The sequence below is a fragment of the Kitasatospora sp. NPDC092286 genome (assembly GCF_044755565.1).
Taxonomy (GTDB): Bacteria; Actinomycetota; Actinomycetes; order Streptomycetales; family Streptomycetaceae; genus Kitasatospora.
On sequence record NZ_JBIVRD010000014.1, the window covers coordinates 122,276 to 138,349 of the forward strand.

Below are 16,074 nucleotides of genomic sequence, written 5' to 3' on the forward strand. Positions count from 1 at the left end.
CGTCCGTTCAGGCGTGATCACAGGTCTCCTGAGCGGGGTGCCGCTGTTCTGGCCCGGGCTGCTCTGCTCGCTGGTACCGGCGGCGCTGCTGAACCGGCCGGTGGGGCGGCTGCTGCGGGCGCACTGGGCGGTGGCGTTCGTGCTGCTGCTGGCAGGTGGCGGGGTGGTGACGCTGACGCTGCTGCCCGACAGCCAGGGGGCGTTCTGGGAGCTCTCCCGGGACGCCGTCCGGCACTGCGCGTTCGCCGGGGCCGGGCTGCGGCCGCCCGATGAGTGGCTGACCTCGCGGCAGGCGGAGCTGAACATCGCGATGTTCGTTCCGGTCGGCCTCGCGGCGGCGCTGGCCGGGACCAGGCCCCGGGCGGCGGCCGCCCTGCTCGGTGCGGCGGCCCTGCCGTTCGCGGTGGAGGCCGTCCAGTACGCGCTGCCCGGACTCGGCCGGGCCTGCGACGCCCAGGACGTCTGGGACAGCCTGCTCGGCCTCGCGCTGGGCGCGGCCCCCGGCCTGCTCGCGGGCCAGGTGGTCCGGGCGGCGGCGCGCTCGCTGCGGGCGGGGAGGAGCGCCTGACGGACCCGTACGGGGGAGGGGCGGCGGCCGTACAGAACCGGGCTGTCCGCCGTGGGACGGACAGCCCGGGTGTGTGGCGGGTAGTCAGAGGGAACGGGCGAACTCGACGAACGCCTGCCAGGCGGTCGGCGTGAAGTCGAGCCGCGGACCGCTCTTGTCCTTGGAGTCGCGTACGTGAACGGTGTCGATGCAGGAGGCGATCTCAACGCACTCGGCGCCCTCGTTGCCGCTGTGGCTGCTCTTGAACCAGACGAGTCCTGTGCTCATAGCTCCCCCAACTCAGGGACGAATCGGCGACTCGACGGTACGCCAACGGCCCGCCGCTGCCTAGCGACGGGCCGTTGGGGAGCTCAGATCTCGGTAGCGGCCGCGAACTCCACGAACGCCTTCCACGAGGCCGGCTCGAAGGCCAGCTGCGGTCCGCTCTTGTTTTTGGAGTCACGGACGAGGATGGCTTCGGTCGCGTCGGCAACCTCGATGCACTCGGCGCCCTCGTTGCTGCTGTAGCTGCTCTTGAACCATGCGAGCTCGGTGCTCATCGTTCTCCCAGCATCTTCTCGATCAGGGTCAGGGACTCCTGCAGAGTGAGCGCCTGGGCCCTGATGCTGCTGTACCGTGCGGCCATCCTACGGACTTCTTCCGAGTCCGTGATCAACCTGTTGACGTGCTGCACTTCCACGTACGCGATCTGCGGTCGTCCGGACGGAGTGAGCAGCGTGAACGGACCGCCCATTCCGGCTTGTTCCGTCCTGTCCAAGGGCATCACCTGGAGTTCCACGCCCCACATCCGCCCGATCGCGACCAGCCGCCTCAGCTGTTCGAGGTGCACATCCCAGCCACCCAGGGGCCTCTGCAGCACGCTCTCATCGAGCACCCAGCTCAACACCGGGAGCGGAGAGCGATTCAGGATCTCCTGCCTCTCCATGCGGGCGGCCACCCACTGTTCCACCTCCCCTTCGGTCAGCCACGGCCTACGCATTTGATACAGGGCCCGGGCATGAGCTTCGGTCTGGAGGAGGCCTGGGACAAGTAGTGTGCTGTACCCGTGGATCTCGACCGCCTGCGACTCCTCCTTCGTGAAGGCCTTCGAGAACGCGGGGTTCGTGAGGCGCATCTTCGCCTTCGCCTTCATGACGTCTTCCGCCACGATTTTCAACGCCCCACGAGCTCCGAGGAGTTCGTCGGCGGCCTCCAGCAGCTCGACTCTCGGGGTCCGCCGTCCCCGTTCGACCGATCCGATCATGTTCTCGCTGTACCCGGCGCGGCGCGCGAACTCCCGCTGCGTCAGTCCGGCCTGCTCCCGGAACAGCTTCAGCTGCTTGCCCACCGCGCTGAAGAACTCCGACACCTCGTCGGACAGCTCGTCGTCCTCGAACACCACGCGCTCGTCGTCCGCCACAGCAACCACCCCGTCCTGCTCACCGTGTGTGTGATCGGTTAATCCCGCACCCACCGGCAGGAAACCGTACGCATCCGCACAAGCACTCTCAGTACTCGCCGGATGCATGGTCAGGGTACGCCCCACCCGCCGCGCTATGTCTCATGAAGTCCGGAATTCCCCTCGACATCGCGACTCCACGCCACCCCCTCAGCGCGGATTGGGAAGTCGGGCCCTCCGACTTCCCAATCCGCTCAGGCCGCGTGCCCCGCCGCCTCCTCCGGGCGGATCACGGGCGGAGTCCGGAGATCGCTGCGGTGCCTTCCCGTGGGCAGCCCGGCGAGATCGCGAGCGGGGCCGCGCCGGTACGATCCGGCCCATGCTTCTGTCGATCGACGTCGAGTCACATGCCTACCAGTACGGGCAGTACGCCGGATACGCCATCGTGGGTGCGCTCGGACTGCTCTTCCTCTGGAAGGCGACCGGCGAATGGCGCGGCGTGGTCGACCAGCAGCCGCCCCGGACCCCCGAGGACGCCACCCGGATCGCCGGGCTGCGCCGGAGGCGTACGAACATCGTCCTGACCGTGATGGGCGCACTCGCCGCCGTCGGGACGACCGCGATAGGTGTGAAGGCCTCCGGGAACGACTTCCGTGACTCCGCCGCGTCCTCCGGCCCCACCGACCGCACGGTCGTCGCGCCGGCCTCCGTCGGGGACTACCACCTGCTCGTCGGGGAGAACGCCGCACAGCTGGAGGCACGGATGGCGAATGACGCGTCGCATCGCAGCTGGTTCTACGCGAGCTCGCCGGACGACACCCACCCGCAGGTCGTGCTGACCGCCGCCACGAACGAGTGGAGCCCCGGACTCGCCCACGAGAAGGCCACGCATTCGTCCTCCTGGGCTCTCCAGAACTTCTTCGCCGGGGCCAGGATCGACCGCCCGCAGGCCGTCGACCCGGGCCCCCTCGGCGGGCAGATGCAGTGCGGCGGCAAGGGTGCGAACACCATCTGCGCCTGGGACGACGCCTCGACGTCCGGAGCCCTCGTCCTGCTGGGCATCACGGATATTCACGACGCTGCCGACCTCGCGGTGAAGTTCCGCAACGCGGCCGAACACTGAGTCAACGGGACGCCGGACCACAAGCTGACCGGGTGAACCCGGGCCGGTGCGAGGGCCGTCAACCCAGGTGTCGGCCCTCCGGGCCGGCCGGTTCGGACACCCGCGCGCACGGCGTGCTCCGGACAACGGCTCACCACGGTCAGTGCCCTGACCGCTCCCCAGGAGGTCCGCAATGGCGCCGAGGAAACCCACGAAGATCCTGCTCGGAAGCACGACACTGGTCTGCCTGAGCGCCGGCGTGATCGCGATCGGAGGCGTGGCATCCGGGCACGAGGGCACCGGGGCGACGTCGGCCGTGGCGGCGTCGGCGCGAAACGCCCGCCCGGTCCTGAAGTTCAGCAGCCTGGACGGCCCGGTCACCGCAGACGAGATCAAGTCGTACAAGTCCTACATTCAGACGCTCACGCCGGCCGCTGACAACATCGGCAACCAGTGGGCCCAGGGGCACAGCGGTGAGTCCACCAAGGCGATGGGCCTGGTGTACGAGGTCTCCGCGGACCGGGCGATCCTCGACCGGATGATCGGCTTCTGCGACACCGTCCTCTCCGAGCGCAACGACCTGGCGGCCCGCCCGGTCGGACAGCACGTGCTCTGGACCGGCAAGGTCGATCCCGCGTGGCCCAACGACGTCACGGCCAAGCCCATCGGCACCGGTGGCGAGCAGGGCGACCCGGTGGGGCACCTCGCCAACTGCGCCCGGCTCATCTTGCGGACGCCCGGCATCTGGCAGAAGCCCGTGACCAGCGGCGACCCCCACGGGTACGGCGCCACCTACCTCGACCGGGCCAAGCGGTTCGTCGCGGAGGCCGACACCGCCGTCGACCGGCACATCCTGGCCCGGCTGCTGGACGTCTCCAAGGGGAACCGCCAGTACTTCGCGGCGGACTCGCCCTACAAGGGCGGCCAGCCGGTGCCGTGGAACCAGCAGATGATGTTCGACTACGCCTTCCAGAACCTCGCGATCGCGCACCAGCTCCTGGGCGACGACCCGAAGCGGGTCAACCGGTACGACGACCTGGTGCAGGCCAGCATCGACTGGTTCTTCTCGCAGGCGCGCAAGTACACCGACGGCGCCGGCAAGACCGCCTACGACTGGGGATACGCCCCTTCGACCAACGGCAAGGAGGACAACAACCACGGCAGCCTGGACTGCGCGGGCCTCTACCGGGCCTACCTGTCCGGCCGGTACGGCATCACCCCGGCCATGCTCGCCCCGCTCGCGAACACCTTCGTGGACGTGATGAGCAAGGAGCCCGGCCACTACGCGGGGCGCATCGACGGCGCCGACGGCGCAGGGAACAGCGGGCCCACCACCTACGTCCGCAGCGGCTGGCTCCTCATGGCCGAGTTCCGGCCCGACGCCTACCAGAAGCTGATGAGCGCCAACTTCCCCCAGGGGACGACGACGGCCGACGACCAGTTCTCGCGCGCCCTGATGCTGAAGAACCGGCGGAACAAGCCCCAGGGCTGACCGGCCCGACCCACCCCGAGGCCGGCCGTCCACCACCGCGCCGGACGGGTCTCCGCACCGTGGCACCGGGCCCGTGCGACGACGTCCAACGGAGAAGTTCTAGGGTGAGCCCATGCCTGACACTGTGCCGCACGACGCCGACCGGACCGGCGGGGGCGCCGGTGACGGGTGGTTGGAGGAGATGAGAGCGCGGGTGCGCGGAGCCCAGGCCCAGGGCGGACGGGGTGCGTGGGGTCCGTCGGCCCCGGCGGGGGCGGCGCCCGGCCGGGCCGACGCCACCGCCTCCCCGGTCGAGCGCCGCCTCCGGCTGGCCTTCGCCGCGCACACCGGTGAGGTGACGGCGGTGGCGGCGGCCACGGCGTACGGCCGCCGGTTCGCCGTCACCTGCGGCTGGCAGGAGGAGGCGGTCCGCGTGTGGGATCTGGACACGGGGCATCCGCTGGGCGGACCTCTCGTCGGCCACACCGGCAGGGTGTCGGCGGTGGCGACGACGGTGCTGGCCGGCCGGCCGGTCGCCGTCACCGGCGGCGAGGACGGCACGGTTCGGCTCTGGGACCTGGTGACCGGCGCGCAGATCGGCGAACCGCTGATCAGCCCCGCCGGCCGGGTACCGGCCCTGGCGACCGCCCGGCTCGACGGCCGCCCGGTGGTCGTGATCTGCGGCGAGGACGGAACGGCGCGCGTGCGGGACCTCGCCACCCGCCGACAGGTCGGGCAGTCGCTCGCCGGCCACACCGGCGAGGTGCTGTCCGTGGCGACGACGGCGCTGGACGGCCGCCGGGTGGCCGTCACCGGCGGCGAGGACGGCACGGTTCGGCTCTGGGACCTGACCACGCGCCGGCCCCTCGGCGAGCCCCTCACCGGTCACACCGGCCGGGTGACCTCGGTGGCGACCACCCGGATCGACGGCCGCCCGGTCGCAGCCACCGCCGGTCCTGAAGCCGTCCGGGTCTGGGACCTGACCACGTGCCGTCAGCTCGGCACGCCCCTCACCGGCCTCGCCACCACCGTGGTGACCGCGACCCTCGACGGCCGCCAGGTCGCCGTCACCGGCGGCTGGTACGAGGTACGGACCTGGGACCTGGCCACCCGCGAGCAGATCGGCGAGGCCCTGGACGTCCCGATGTCCGTGGGAGCGCTGGCCCTGGCACCGGACGGCCGGCTGCTGGTCGGCTTCGACTGGGACCTCACCGTGCTGGCCCACCTGCGCTGAGGGGCGATGACCGGGCCACCGCACCTCGGCTGCCCGGGTGTCGGTGCCGTGTGGCACATTGCCGCTCGTGACGACTGACACGAACGACCCGCTGGCCGGGCTGGACACCATCGACTGGGCGGCCCTGGGGCACGCCTACGGCGCTGCGGACGACGTACCGGAACAGCTGCGGGCCCTCTGCGGGGCCGACGAGGGCGGGCGGGAGAAGGCGCTGATCGACCTGTACGGCAACATCTTCCACCAGGGCAGCCGCTACCAGGCGTCGGCCGTGGCGGTGCCGTTCCTGGCGCGGATGGCCGCCGACGCGTCGCTGCCCGGGCGGCCCGAGGTACTGGGGCTGCTCGCGTCGCTGGCCATCGGGTACGACGAGGCGCACCTGCCGGGCGGCGTCGACGTGGCGGGGTGGCGGCGGGAGACGGCGGAGTTCAGGGCGAAGGGGCCCGCGCGGATCCGCGCCGAGTACGACGCGTGGGTTGCGGAGGCGGCCGGGGAGGGTGAGCGCCGGGTCCGCGAGAGCCGGCGCGAGGCGTTCGACTTCGACGATCAGCTTCGGTACCTGGAGACCGAGTTGGGCGTCTACGACGCGGTCCGGGCGGAGGTGCCGGGCCTCCGCGCACTGCTGGACGACGGCGATCCGGCGGTCCGGGCGGCGACGGCGTACCTGCTGGCCTGGTTCCCCGAAGAGGCCGCGCCCACGCTGCCGCGCTTGCTCCGGCTGCTCGACCGGGAGCCGGTCCCGGCCGTCCTGGCGACGGCCCTGGTCGCGGCGGGGCTGCTGGGCGATGCCGAACTCGTCGAGCGCCTGCGGCCGTTCCTCGCCACCGAGGACCGGGCGGTGCGGTGGGCGGCGGCAACCGCCCTGGCCCGCCTGGGCTCTGCCGAAGCCGGCGTGCTCGCCGAACTCGCCGCCGCCGAGACCGACCCGCCGGAGCCGGGCGCGCCGGACATCCCGTTCCACGACGGCGACCTGCGCGGCTACGCCGCGGCCAGCCTCACCCTGCTGGCCGGCCACTACCCGGCCGAGGCCCTGGACGCCGTGACGACCGGCCTGGCCGCCACCTCGGGCCCCGCCGCCTTCGCGATCACCGCGGCCGCCCTGCGCCTGGCCTTCGGCCCGCAACGTCCGGCGGTGATCCCGGCGTTCGCGGAATTGGGGGAGCGGCAGCAGCGCCTGCTCCGCGTCCTGGCCTCGCTCGACAGCGAGACGTGGCGGTGGGTGAACTTCCTGGAGATCCTGGCTGCCTGGGGGCTGCCGCAGGACCGCCCGGCGCTGCGGCGCTATGCGGGGATGGCGGCGGAGTAGCCGGGGCGGCGGGGGCGCATCCCGGGAGTGGGACGTCGGACCGGCCGACTTCCCACTCCGCGGCTCGCCGGAGCACGGGGGCCCGGGGGCCCGGGGGATCAGCGTCGGCCGGTGGCGTGCTCGTTCAGGAAGGCGCCGGCGTGGGCGGCGGCCTCCTCCTTGGTGGCCCAGGAGGTGCCGCTGTCGGCCGCGCCGTCCGTCCCGTCGGCGCCGCGGGCGGTCCACCGCCAGTGGCCCGATGCCGGATCGCGGGACAACTCGGCCTTTCCGCCGAACAGTTCGACGGTGGCCCGGTCCGACTGCGCGGCCGGCCTCTCGACGGCGTCGGGCCACTTCTTGCGGGCGCCCTGCCGGGTGATGCCCCAGGCGGCCCCGAGCTGCTCGTAGTTCGCGCCGTAGGAGCCGGCGGTCCGCGCGGCGATCGCCGTCAGCCGTTCGACCTCCGTGTCCACCACCTTCCAGGCGGCGAGGACGGACAGGGTGACCTCGATCGGGTCCGCGTTCCACATGCGGTCCTCGGTGAGCCCGGTCGCCCGGGCGCGCAGGGCCGCGGCGAGCGGGGTGAGGGCGTCCTGGAGGGCCCGGTCGAGAGAGGCGAGCTCGGCGGAGGTGGCTTCGGTCGGCTTCATGGCGACAACTTTAGTTTCCAAACCTCCTTGTGGTAATAAGAGTTTACGAATGGCATATGCCAACCATGGCCGGCGGCCCGGACGTGCGGGTGCCGACGGCTCCCCGAGCCGCCGGCGCCCGCGTCAGACCTGGTCAGCCGCCGTACTGGGCGAAGAGCTTCGCGAACTCGTAGGGCTGCTGCGGGATGTTGGTGCACTTGAACAGCGCGCCGGTGCAGGCGTTGGCGTCCCGGGTGGCGTCCCAGAAGGCGAGCGCGCCGAGGTGGTGCTGCTGGGCGAAGGAAACCAGCTGCTGGGCGTCCGCCTGGTTGTAGATCTGGTGGTCGTCGTTCTCCCCGATCATCGGGGTGATGCCGACCATCGCCCAGAGCTGGGCGTCGCTCTTCGCCGGGTAGAGGGTCTTGAGCTGGCCGTAGAGCGACTGGGCGGCCTGGACGGCCGCGTCGCCGTAGTCGGCGCCGGTGCGGTAGTAGTCCATGGCCATGACGTTCACCAGGTTGACGTCCACGCCCGCGTCCCGGGCGGACTTGACGATGGCGACGCCGTCGGCGGTGAGGCCCTCGGGCAGCACCGGCAGGGTGAAGGAGACCTTGAGGCCGGGGTTGGCCTGCTGCAACCTGGCCAGCGCGGCGGACCGGCGGGTGTTGGAGGCGGTGTCGGCGATCGCCGCGCCCTCGATGTCGAAGTCGACGTAGCGCAGGTTGTAGGCCTTCACCACGGCGTCGTACTCGGCGAACAGCGAGTCCACCGTGGTGCAGGCGGCGGCGAGTTCGGTGCCGCTGGCGCCGCCGAAGGAGACCTTGACGTCGCCGCCGGCCGCGCGCAGCGCGTCCACCTGGTCCTTGGCCCAACCGGTGCGCGGGTCATAGGCGTTGAACCAGCTGGCCTTGCAGCCGACGCCGGTGACGAAGCCCATCGTGAAGGACTTGAGGTTGCCGGACTTGGCCATCGCGGGCATCGACGGGGTCGGCCAGGCGCCCATGTCGATGTACGGGGCCACCGGGACGGCCACGTTCGGGGGCGGGGTGCCGGGGCCGGTGGGCGTGGCGGTGGTCGTCGGGGTGCCCGATGTGGGCGGCGGGGTGGACGGGTTGCCGCCGCCGGGGCCGGTCAGCGAGACGTCGTCGGCGAGGTAGGAGCCCTGCCCGTACCAGCCGTGCAGGTACACCGTGACGCTGGTGGTGGCCGGTCCGGTGGTGAACGTGGTGGACAGCTGCTGCCAGGCGGCCCCACCGGGCGTCCAGACGGCCGGGTCGGTGACCCCGCTGCCGGTCGCGCCGAGGTAGACGTACTGGCCCTGCACCCAGGCGCTGAGCGTGTACGTGGTGTTGGGCTGCACGGTGACGCTCTGGCCGCACTGCGCGGTGTCGCTGCTGCCCGCGGCGCCCTTGAGTGCGTACGAGCCGTTGTGCGCACCGGTGTTGACGATGCTGCCGGTGGTGGCGGAACAGCTCCACGGGCCGAGCGAGCCGCTCTCGAAGCCGGCGTTGGCGAGCAGGTTGCCGTCGGCCGCACCGGCGTTGCCGGCGAGGGCGGCGAGTCCGCCCGCGGCCAGGGCGACGGCGGCGGCGAGGCTGAGCAGCTTGGCGCGGCCGGCGGGGCGGCGGTGCTGGGCGGGCGCGTGCTGGACGGGGGCGTGCTGGGGCGCGCGTGGCATGGGGGTGCCTCTCGGGGACGGTGCCCCGCCGACCACGGGCGCAGAAAAGGACCGGGGTGCGCGGGCGGGCGGCGGCGGGCTGGGGGCGGGGTGTCCGGATGCGGGGGAGGTGCGCGGTACTGAGCATCAAACTGGACTAGACCAGCTGTGCACGTCAAGCATTTCCGGGACATCAAGGCGCGCCACAGCCCGGCTTGTGCATGGTTTAAGAGTGCTCTCATCCTGGCGGCCGCTCGGGTTCCACACCGTCGGCTCACCGGGCGGCCGCGGGTGTGGTCGAGGCGGGCGCCGGCCCGGGCGCCGCACCGTTCGGGTGTGCCGCACTTGACCTTGAGTGCGCTCGAAGGTGAAGGCTGGTTCCCGTTGGTCCCGGTGACACCGGATCCCGACGGATCCCGACGAATCCCGACACGAAGGAGAACCGCGATGCGTACCGCCACGCTCGGAACCGAGGGCCCCGAGGTCGGGGTGGTCGGCCTCGGCTGCATGGGGATGACCTGGGCCTACGACCTGCGCGACCGCGACGACGAGGTCTCGGTCCGGGTGATCAGGGAGGCGCTGGACCTCGGTGTCACCCTGATCGACACCGCCGACATCTACGGCCCGTACAACAACGAGGAGGTGGTCGGCACCGCCCTGGCCGGCCCCTACCGGGAGCGCGCGGTGCTCGCCACCAAGGTGGGCCTCGTCCCGGGCACCGACACGCGGGTGGCGAACGACGGGCGGCCGGAGCACGTGCGGCGGGCGATCGACGAGAGCCTGCGCCGGCTCGGCACCGACCACGTGGATCTGTACCAGCTGCACCGGGTGGATCCGCAGGTGCCGATCGAGGAGACCTGGGGCGCGCTCGCCGAGACGGTCGCGGCGGGCAAGGCGCGCCGGATCGGGCTCTCCGAGGTGAGCGTCGAGCAGATCAGGCGGGCGCAGGCGGTGCACCCGGTGGCGTCCGTGCAGTCGGAGCTGTCGCTGTGGACGCGCGACGCGCTGGCCGAGGTGCTGCCGTACACCGAGGAGCAGGGCATCGCCTTCCTGCCGTTCTCGCCGCTCGGCCGGGGCTTCCTGACCGGGCGGATCTCCTCGGTGGACGAACTGCCCGCCGACGACTTCCGCCGGACGCTGCCGCGCTTCCAGCAGGAGGCGCTGGCGGCCAACCTGGCGCTCGTCGGGAAGGTGAAGGAGGTCGCCGCGCGGGTCGGGGCGACGCCCGCGCAGGTGGCGCTGGCCTGGGTGCTGGCGCAGGGCCGGTACGTCTTCCCGATCCCGGGCACCAAGACGCCCCGCTACCTGGCGGACAACGCGGCGGCGGCCGAGGTGGTGCTCGGCGCGGCCGACCTGGCCGAGCTGGACGCCCTGCCCGCGCCGACCGGCGGGCGGTACTGAGCGGCTCCGAACGGCACCGCCGCCCGCCGCCGGGCGCTCAGCGCTCCTTGACCCAGACCAGCTGCCGCCCGGTCTCGCCGGGTGCCCTGACCGCGGTGTCGGCCACCCGGTCCAGGCGGTAGCCGAGCTTGCGCGGGACGGCGGCGCTGGGGCCGTTCGCCTGGTCGCAGCGGATCTCCACCCGCTCGATGCCGGGCAGGGCGAGGGCGGTCTCGGTGAGCGCCCGGGCGGCGGCGGTGGCGATGCCGCGGCCCACGTGCTCGGCGCTCACCCAGTAGCCGATCTCCAGCGCGCCCGGCCCGATCCGGCCGTGCAGGCCGAACGCGCCGATGACGCTGCCGGGCCTGGCGTCCAGCCCGGCGAGGTAGATGAAGTCGGTGCCGGCGTCCCAGGCGGCGGCTCCGGCCGCGGTCAGCCGGCCGGTCTGCGCGCGGGTGGGCGCCTCGGCCGCCCACTCCATCCAGGGCCGCAGATGGTCGAGGTTGGCGCGGACGGCGGCGTTGAGCGCGGTGGCGTGCCAGGCACAGCGGCGGTGCAGGGAGACACCGCCGGCCAGCCGCAGCAGCTCCGGCGGCCGGCCGGCGGTGACCTCGCCCGGCGCCCCGGCACGCGGGGTCTCGCCCCGCACGGTGGCGCGCGGCCCCGGCTCGGGCGCTTCCTTGCAGGACCGTGGCATGACGTGACTCATGACAGCGATTATGTCGGCGGCCCAAACCGGGGACCACCGAGTTTCGGGGCGGGCGCCGGGAGCGTCGGAGCGCGCGACGGGCGCGTCAGAGGCGCACCAGCACCTCGTCGAGATCCTTGCGCCGCAGGTCGGGCACGCGCGCCCCGTCCGCCGGGTACCCGACCGGGATCACGTACGCGGCCCGCTCCTCGGCCGGCCGCTCGCACACCTCGTTCAGGAACTTCATCGGGCTCGGGGTGTGGGTGAGCGTGGCCAGCCCGGCCTGGTGCAGGCTCGCGAGCAGCAGTCCGACCGCGATGCCGACCGACTCCTTGGTGTAGTACGGGCGCGGCGAGTGCGGGCCCTTGTGCACCTCGAAGACGACGATCACGGCGGGCGCGTCCTCCAGGAACGGCTTCTCCCAGTCGGTGCCGATCGGCGCCAGCGCGGCCAGCCACTCCTCGGAGGCCCGGTGCGCGTAGAACTCGCGCTCCTCGGCCTCGGCGGCCGCGCGCAGCCGCCGTTTGCGCTCCGGGTCGGTGATCACCACGAAGCGCCAGGGCTGGACGTGGGCGCCGCTGGGCGCGGTGTTCGCGGTGCGGACCGCCCACTCGACGACGCCGTCCGGGATCGGGCGGGTGGAGTAGTCGCGGACGGTCCTGCGCTGGTCCATCACGTCGTGGAAGGACTTGCTGCGCGCCTCGGCCTCGTGGGCGGGCACCGTCATCGGGCGGAGCGGGACGCTCGGGTACGAGGCGCCGGCCGCCGCCGTGCTGTCAACCATGGGGCTCTCAACCATGGTCGACAGCAGAGCACATGACGGACGGTCGGGGAAGGGGTCAGGTCTGGACCACGGATGCGTCCGCCCGCCCCGACCGCCCGCCCCGACCGTCCGCCCCACTCGCCCCCCGACCGTCCGCAGGGGTTCAGCTCTCCCGGACGCGACCGCCGCTGACCTCGATCCGCCGGTTCACCGCGACGGTGTCCAGCATCCGCCGGTCGTGCGTGACCAGCAGCAGCGTGCCGGTGTACGAGGCCAGCGCGGACTCCAGTTGCTCGATGGCGGGCAGGTCCAGGTGGTTGGTGGGCTCGTCCAGCACCAGCAGGTTCACCCCGCGCGCCTGCAGCAGCGCCAGCGCGGCGCGGGTGCGCTCGCCGGGGGAGAGGGTGCCGGCCGGGCGCAGCACGTGCGCCGCCTTGAGGCCGAACTTGGCCAGCAGGGTGCGCACCTCCTCCGGCGTCAACTCCGGTACGGCGGCCGCGAACGCCTCCGCCAGCGGCGCCCCGCCGAGGCTGTGCTCGTTCTTGAAGATGTGACCGCGCGCCTGGTCCACCTCGCCGACGACCACGCCGGAGCCCAGGACGGCGCTGCCGCCGTCGAGTTCGAGCCGGCCGAGCAGGGCGGCCAGCAGCGTGGACTTGCCCGCGCCGTTGGCGCCGGTGATGGCGACCCGGTCGGCCCAGTCGATCTGGACGTCCACCGGGCCGAAGGCGAAGTCGCCGCGGCGGGTGGTGGCCCCGCGCAGGGTGGCGATCACCGAGCCGGAGCGCGGCGCGGTGGCGATCTCCATCCGCAGCTCCCACTCCTTGCGCGGCTCCTCGACCACGTCCAGCCGCTCGATCATCCGCTGGGTCTGCCGGGCCTTGGACGCTTGCTTCTCGGTGGACTCGGCGCGCACCGCGCGCCCGATCTTGTCGTTGTCGCTCGCCTTGCGGCGGGCGTTGCGCACGCCGTGCTCCATCCAGCCGCGCTGCATCCGCGCCCGGGCCTCCAGGCCGGCCTTGGTGTCGGCGTACTCCTCGAACTCCTCGCGGGCGTGCCGACGGGCCACCGCGCGCTCCTCCAGGTACGCCTCGTAGCCGCCGCCGTACACGTTGACCTGCTGCTGGGCGAGGTCCAGCTCCAGCACCTTGGTCACCGTGCGGGCCAGGAACTCGCGGTCGTGGCTGATCAGCACGGTGCCCGCGCGCAGGCCCTTGACGAAGGCCTCCAGCCGCTCCAGGCCGTCCAGGTCGAGGTCGTTGGTGGGCTCGTCGAGGAGGAAGACGTCGTAGCGGGAGAGCAGCAGCGAGGCCAGACCGGCCCGGGCGGCCTGGCCGCCGGAGAGCGCGGTCATCGGCAGGTCCAGCGAGACCTTCAGCCCGAGCGACTCGGCGACCTCCTCGGCCCGCTCCTCCAGGTCGGCGCCGCCGAGGTCCAGCCAGCGGTCCAGGCTCGTCGCGTACGCGTCGTCGGCGCCCGGGCGGCTCTCGACCAGGCCCTCGGTGGCCTCGTCCAGCGCCGCCTGCGCGGCCGCGACGCCGGTGCGGCGGGCCAGGAAGTCCCGGACGGACTCGCCCTCGCGGCGCTCCGGCTCCTGCGGCAGGTGGCCGATGCTGGCGCCGGCCGGGCTGAGCCGCAGCGTGCCGCCCTCGGGGGTGTCCAGCCCGGCGAGCAGCCGCAGCAGGGTCGACTTCCCGGCGCCGTTCACCCCGACCAGGCCGATCACGTCGCCGGGGGCGACGACCAGGTCCAGGCCGGAGAAGAGGGTGCGGTCGCCGTGGCCGGCGCTGAGGTCCTTGACTACGAGTGTGGCGCTCATGATGCTCCCGATTCTAGGAGCAGCGGGGCCGGGGGCGGAAAGCCGCCGGAGCGCCCCCGGGCCCGCGGCGGGATGCCGCGGGCCCGGGGTGCCATCGGGCCGGGTGTCCGGGCCGGGTGTTCGGGGGGACGGGCCGGGCCATGGGGGCAGGGCCGGAAAACCGGTTGCGGGGCCGTCCGGGCCTCCGTAGCGTGAGCTCCGCCACCCGCCAGAACAGGAGAAGGCCGTTGCTCTACTGAGGTCCCGAGACACCGCCCCCGCCGTGCCGCAGCCCTGCTGTGCGTGGTGCGCGAGTGTGCGACCTCAGTGGTGAGCAGGCCCCGCCGCCGTTCGTTTCCGGCGCTCCGACCCGGCCAGGCCCGATCCGGCCCCGCCAGGCCCGACCCGGCGCTCCCGCTCCCGCCGCACCCGCGGTGTCTCCCGTGTTGCTCCCCCTCATCACGTCAGGCAACCATCCGGGAGGCCGTCCATGGCACCATCCACCACCTCCGTCCTCTGCACCGACCTCGCCTTCGAATGGCCCGACGGCAAGACCGTCCTCGACGGCTTCCACCTCGCCGTCGGCCCCGGCCGGACGGGACTGATCGGGCTCAACGGCGCCGGCAAGTCCACGCTGCTGCGGCTCATCGCCGGCGAGCTCACCCCCACCGCCGGCACCGTCCGGGTCAGCGGCGAACTCGGCTACCTGCCCCAGGGGTTGACGCTCGACACGGCGCTGCGGGTCGATGAGGCGCTCGGCATCCGGGCCGTCCGCGAGGCCCTGCACGCGATCGAGTCCGGCGACACCGACCAGCGGCACTTCGACGCCGTCGGCGACGACTGGGACGTCGAGGAGCGCGCCCGCGCCACCCTCGACCGGCTCGGCCTGCACCGCCTCGGCCTCGACCGCACCACCGGCGAGCTCTCCGGCGGCGAGGCCGTCCTGCTGCGGCTGGCCGCCCTGCTGCTGCGCCGCCCCGACGTCCTGCTGCTCGACGAACCCACCAACAACCTCGACCGCGCCGCCCGCGAGCGGCTCTACGAGACGGTGGCCGGCTGGAGCGGGGTCATGCTGATCGTCAGCCACGACCGCGAACTGCTCCAGCACGTCGACCAGATAGCCGACCTGCGGGACGGCGAAGTCACCTGGTACGGCGGTAACTTCGCCGAGTACGAGCGCACCGTCGCCGCCCAGCAGGAGACGGCCGAGCGGCTGCTGCGCAACGCCGAGGCCGACGTCCAGCGCCAGAAGAGGGACCTGGTCGAGGCCCGGAGCAGGCTGGAGCGCAGCGCCAGCTACGGCAAGAAGCGCTCGGTCACCCGCAACGACCCGCACATCTTCGCCGGCAAGCTGAAACGCCAGGGCCAGGAGACGACGGGCCGGCTCCAGGGCATGCACACCGAGCGCCTGGAGGAGGCCAAGCAGCGCCTCACCACCGCCGAGGAGGCCGTCCGCGACGACGCCGAGATCCGGATCGACCTGCCCCGCACCGCCGTCCCGGCCGGCCGCACCGTGCTCACCCTGCAGAAGGTCCGGCTGCCCTACGGCACCACCGCCGACCTCGACCTGCGCGGCCCCGAACGGATCGCCCTGGTCGGCCGCAACGGCTCCGGCAAGACCACCCTGCTGCGCGCCATCGCCGGTGAACTCGCCCCGCTGGAGGGGGAGATCACCACCCCGGTGCCGCTGCGCCACCTGCCGCAGCGGCTCGACCTGCTGGACGACCGGCTCACCGTCGCGGGGAACGTCAAGCTGTTCGCCCCGTCGGCGGGGGACAACGCGATCCGGGCCCGGCTGGCCCGTTTCCTGTTCCGCGGCGGCCGGGCCGACCAGCCCGCCGCCACCCTCTCCGGCGGCGAGCGCTTCCGGGCCGCACTGGCCGCCCTGCTGCTGGCCGACCCGCCGCCGCAGCTGTTGCTGCTCGACGAGCCGACCAACAACCTGGACCTGGCCAGCGTCCGCCAGCTCACCCAGGCGCTCGCCGCCTACCAGGGCGCGCTGATCGTGGCCAGCCACGACCTGCCGTTCCTGCGTGGCCTCGGTCTCACCCGGTGGCTGGAGCTGGACGGCGAACTGCGGGCGGTGGAGCCGATGTGAGAGGCGGACGCCGAGGGGCCGATGCG

Annotated in this window: 15 protein-coding genes; 7 read left to right on the top strand and 8 right to left on the bottom strand. The window is 73.0% G+C overall.

Annotated elements, in window-relative coordinates:
- Positions 1-13 precede the first annotated feature (13 nt).
- Positions 14-568 (top strand): VanZ family protein, encoded by a 555-nt coding sequence (locus ACIQIB_RS16925; RefSeq protein ID WP_363612379.1) that lies wholly within the window; start codon positions 14-16, stop codon positions 566-568.
- A gap of 84 nt (positions 569-652) precedes the next feature.
- On the opposite strand, the gene ACIQIB_RS16930 is transcribed toward ACIQIB_RS16925, so the two are convergent.
- The 3 genes from ACIQIB_RS16930 to ACIQIB_RS16940 all read right to left on the bottom strand — a co-directional run bounded on the left by ACIQIB_RS16930 (position 653) and on the right by ACIQIB_RS16940 (position 1,967).
- On the bottom strand, positions 653-835 hold the full coding sequence (locus ACIQIB_RS16930) for a DUF397 domain-containing protein (RefSeq protein WP_363612381.1): 183 nt from the start codon (positions 833-835) through the stop codon (positions 653-655).
- Positions 836-918: 83 nt separating this feature from the next.
- On the bottom strand, positions 919-1,107 hold the full coding sequence (locus ACIQIB_RS16935) for a DUF397 domain-containing protein (protein WP_363612383.1): 189 nt from the start codon (positions 1,105-1,107) through the stop codon (positions 919-921).
- Positions 1,104-1,967, bottom strand: a complete 864-nt coding sequence (locus ACIQIB_RS16940; protein ID WP_400758672.1) for a helix-turn-helix domain-containing protein — start codon at positions 1,965-1,967, stop codon at positions 1,104-1,106. The genes ACIQIB_RS16935 and ACIQIB_RS16940 overlap by 4 nt, the downstream gene beginning before the upstream one ends.
- 358 nt (positions 1,968-2,325) lie before the next feature.
- Between ACIQIB_RS16940 and ACIQIB_RS16945 the strand changes: the two genes are divergently transcribed.
- The 4 genes from ACIQIB_RS16945 to ACIQIB_RS16960 all read left to right on the top strand — a co-directional run bounded on the left by ACIQIB_RS16945 (position 2,326) and on the right by ACIQIB_RS16960 (position 7,056).
- Entirely contained in the window at positions 2,326-3,069 is a 744-nt protein-coding gene (locus ACIQIB_RS16945; protein WP_400758674.1) for a hypothetical protein, read from the top strand.
- Between the two features lie 172 nt (positions 3,070-3,241).
- The gene (locus ACIQIB_RS16950) at positions 3,242-4,540 is read left to right on the top strand and encodes a hypothetical protein (protein ID WP_363612389.1); all 1,299 of its coding nucleotides are present in this window, start codon (positions 3,242-3,244) and stop codon (positions 4,538-4,540) included.
- A 112-nt stretch (positions 4,541-4,652) separates the two neighbouring features.
- Positions 4,653-5,753, top strand: a complete 1,101-nt coding sequence (locus ACIQIB_RS16955; protein ID WP_400758676.1) for a WD40 repeat domain-containing protein — start codon at positions 4,653-4,655, stop codon at positions 5,751-5,753.
- A gap of 67 nt (positions 5,754-5,820) precedes the next feature.
- Positions 5,821-7,056 carry a HEAT repeat domain-containing protein gene (locus ACIQIB_RS16960; RefSeq protein WP_400758678.1) on the top strand — a complete coding sequence of 412 codons (1,236 nt, stop codon included), beginning with the start codon at positions 5,821-5,823 and terminating at the stop codon, positions 7,054-7,056.
- A gap of 98 nt (positions 7,057-7,154) precedes the next feature.
- Here ACIQIB_RS16960 and ACIQIB_RS16965 read toward each other — a convergent pair whose 3' ends face one another.
- Positions 7,155-7,685, bottom strand: coding sequence for a hypothetical protein (locus tag ACIQIB_RS16965; protein ID WP_400758680.1), 531 nt, complete (start codon positions 7,683-7,685; stop codon positions 7,155-7,157).
- 133 nt (positions 7,686-7,818) lie between these two features.
- Positions 7,819-9,342 (bottom strand): carbohydrate binding domain-containing protein, encoded by a 1,524-nt coding sequence (locus ACIQIB_RS16970; protein ID WP_400758682.1) that lies wholly within the window; start codon positions 9,340-9,342, stop codon positions 7,819-7,821.
- A gap of 426 nt (positions 9,343-9,768) precedes the next feature.
- On the opposite strand from ACIQIB_RS16970, the gene ACIQIB_RS16975 reads away from it, so the two are divergent.
- Positions 9,769-10,722, top strand: coding sequence for an aldo/keto reductase (locus ACIQIB_RS16975; protein ID WP_363612399.1), 954 nt, complete (start codon positions 9,769-9,771; stop codon positions 10,720-10,722).
- A 37-nt stretch (positions 10,723-10,759) separates the two neighbouring features.
- Here ACIQIB_RS16975 and ACIQIB_RS16980 read toward each other — a convergent pair whose 3' ends face one another.
- From ACIQIB_RS16980 to ACIQIB_RS16990, 3 genes are all read right to left on the bottom strand, one after another.
- Positions 10,760-11,410, bottom strand: coding sequence for a GNAT family N-acetyltransferase (locus ACIQIB_RS16980; RefSeq protein WP_400656444.1), 651 nt, complete (start codon positions 11,408-11,410; stop codon positions 10,760-10,762).
- A gap of 85 nt (positions 11,411-11,495) precedes the next feature.
- Positions 11,496-12,173 carry a nitroreductase family protein gene (locus ACIQIB_RS16985; RefSeq protein ID WP_363612403.1) on the bottom strand — a complete coding sequence of 226 codons (678 nt, stop codon included), beginning with the start codon at positions 12,171-12,173 and terminating at the stop codon, positions 11,496-11,498.
- A 142-nt stretch (positions 12,174-12,315) separates the two neighbouring features.
- Positions 12,316-13,971 carry an ABC-F family ATP-binding cassette domain-containing protein gene (locus tag ACIQIB_RS16990; RefSeq protein WP_400758684.1) on the bottom strand — a complete coding sequence of 552 codons (1,656 nt, stop codon included), beginning with the start codon at positions 13,969-13,971 and terminating at the stop codon, positions 12,316-12,318.
- 469 nt (positions 13,972-14,440) lie between these two features.
- Here ACIQIB_RS16990 and ACIQIB_RS16995 point away from each other — a divergent pair, with 469 nt between their 5' ends.
- Entirely contained in the window at positions 14,441-16,048 is a 1,608-nt protein-coding gene (locus ACIQIB_RS16995) for an ABC-F family ATP-binding cassette domain-containing protein (RefSeq protein ID WP_400758686.1), read from the top strand.
- Positions 16,049-16,074 lie beyond the last annotated feature (26 nt).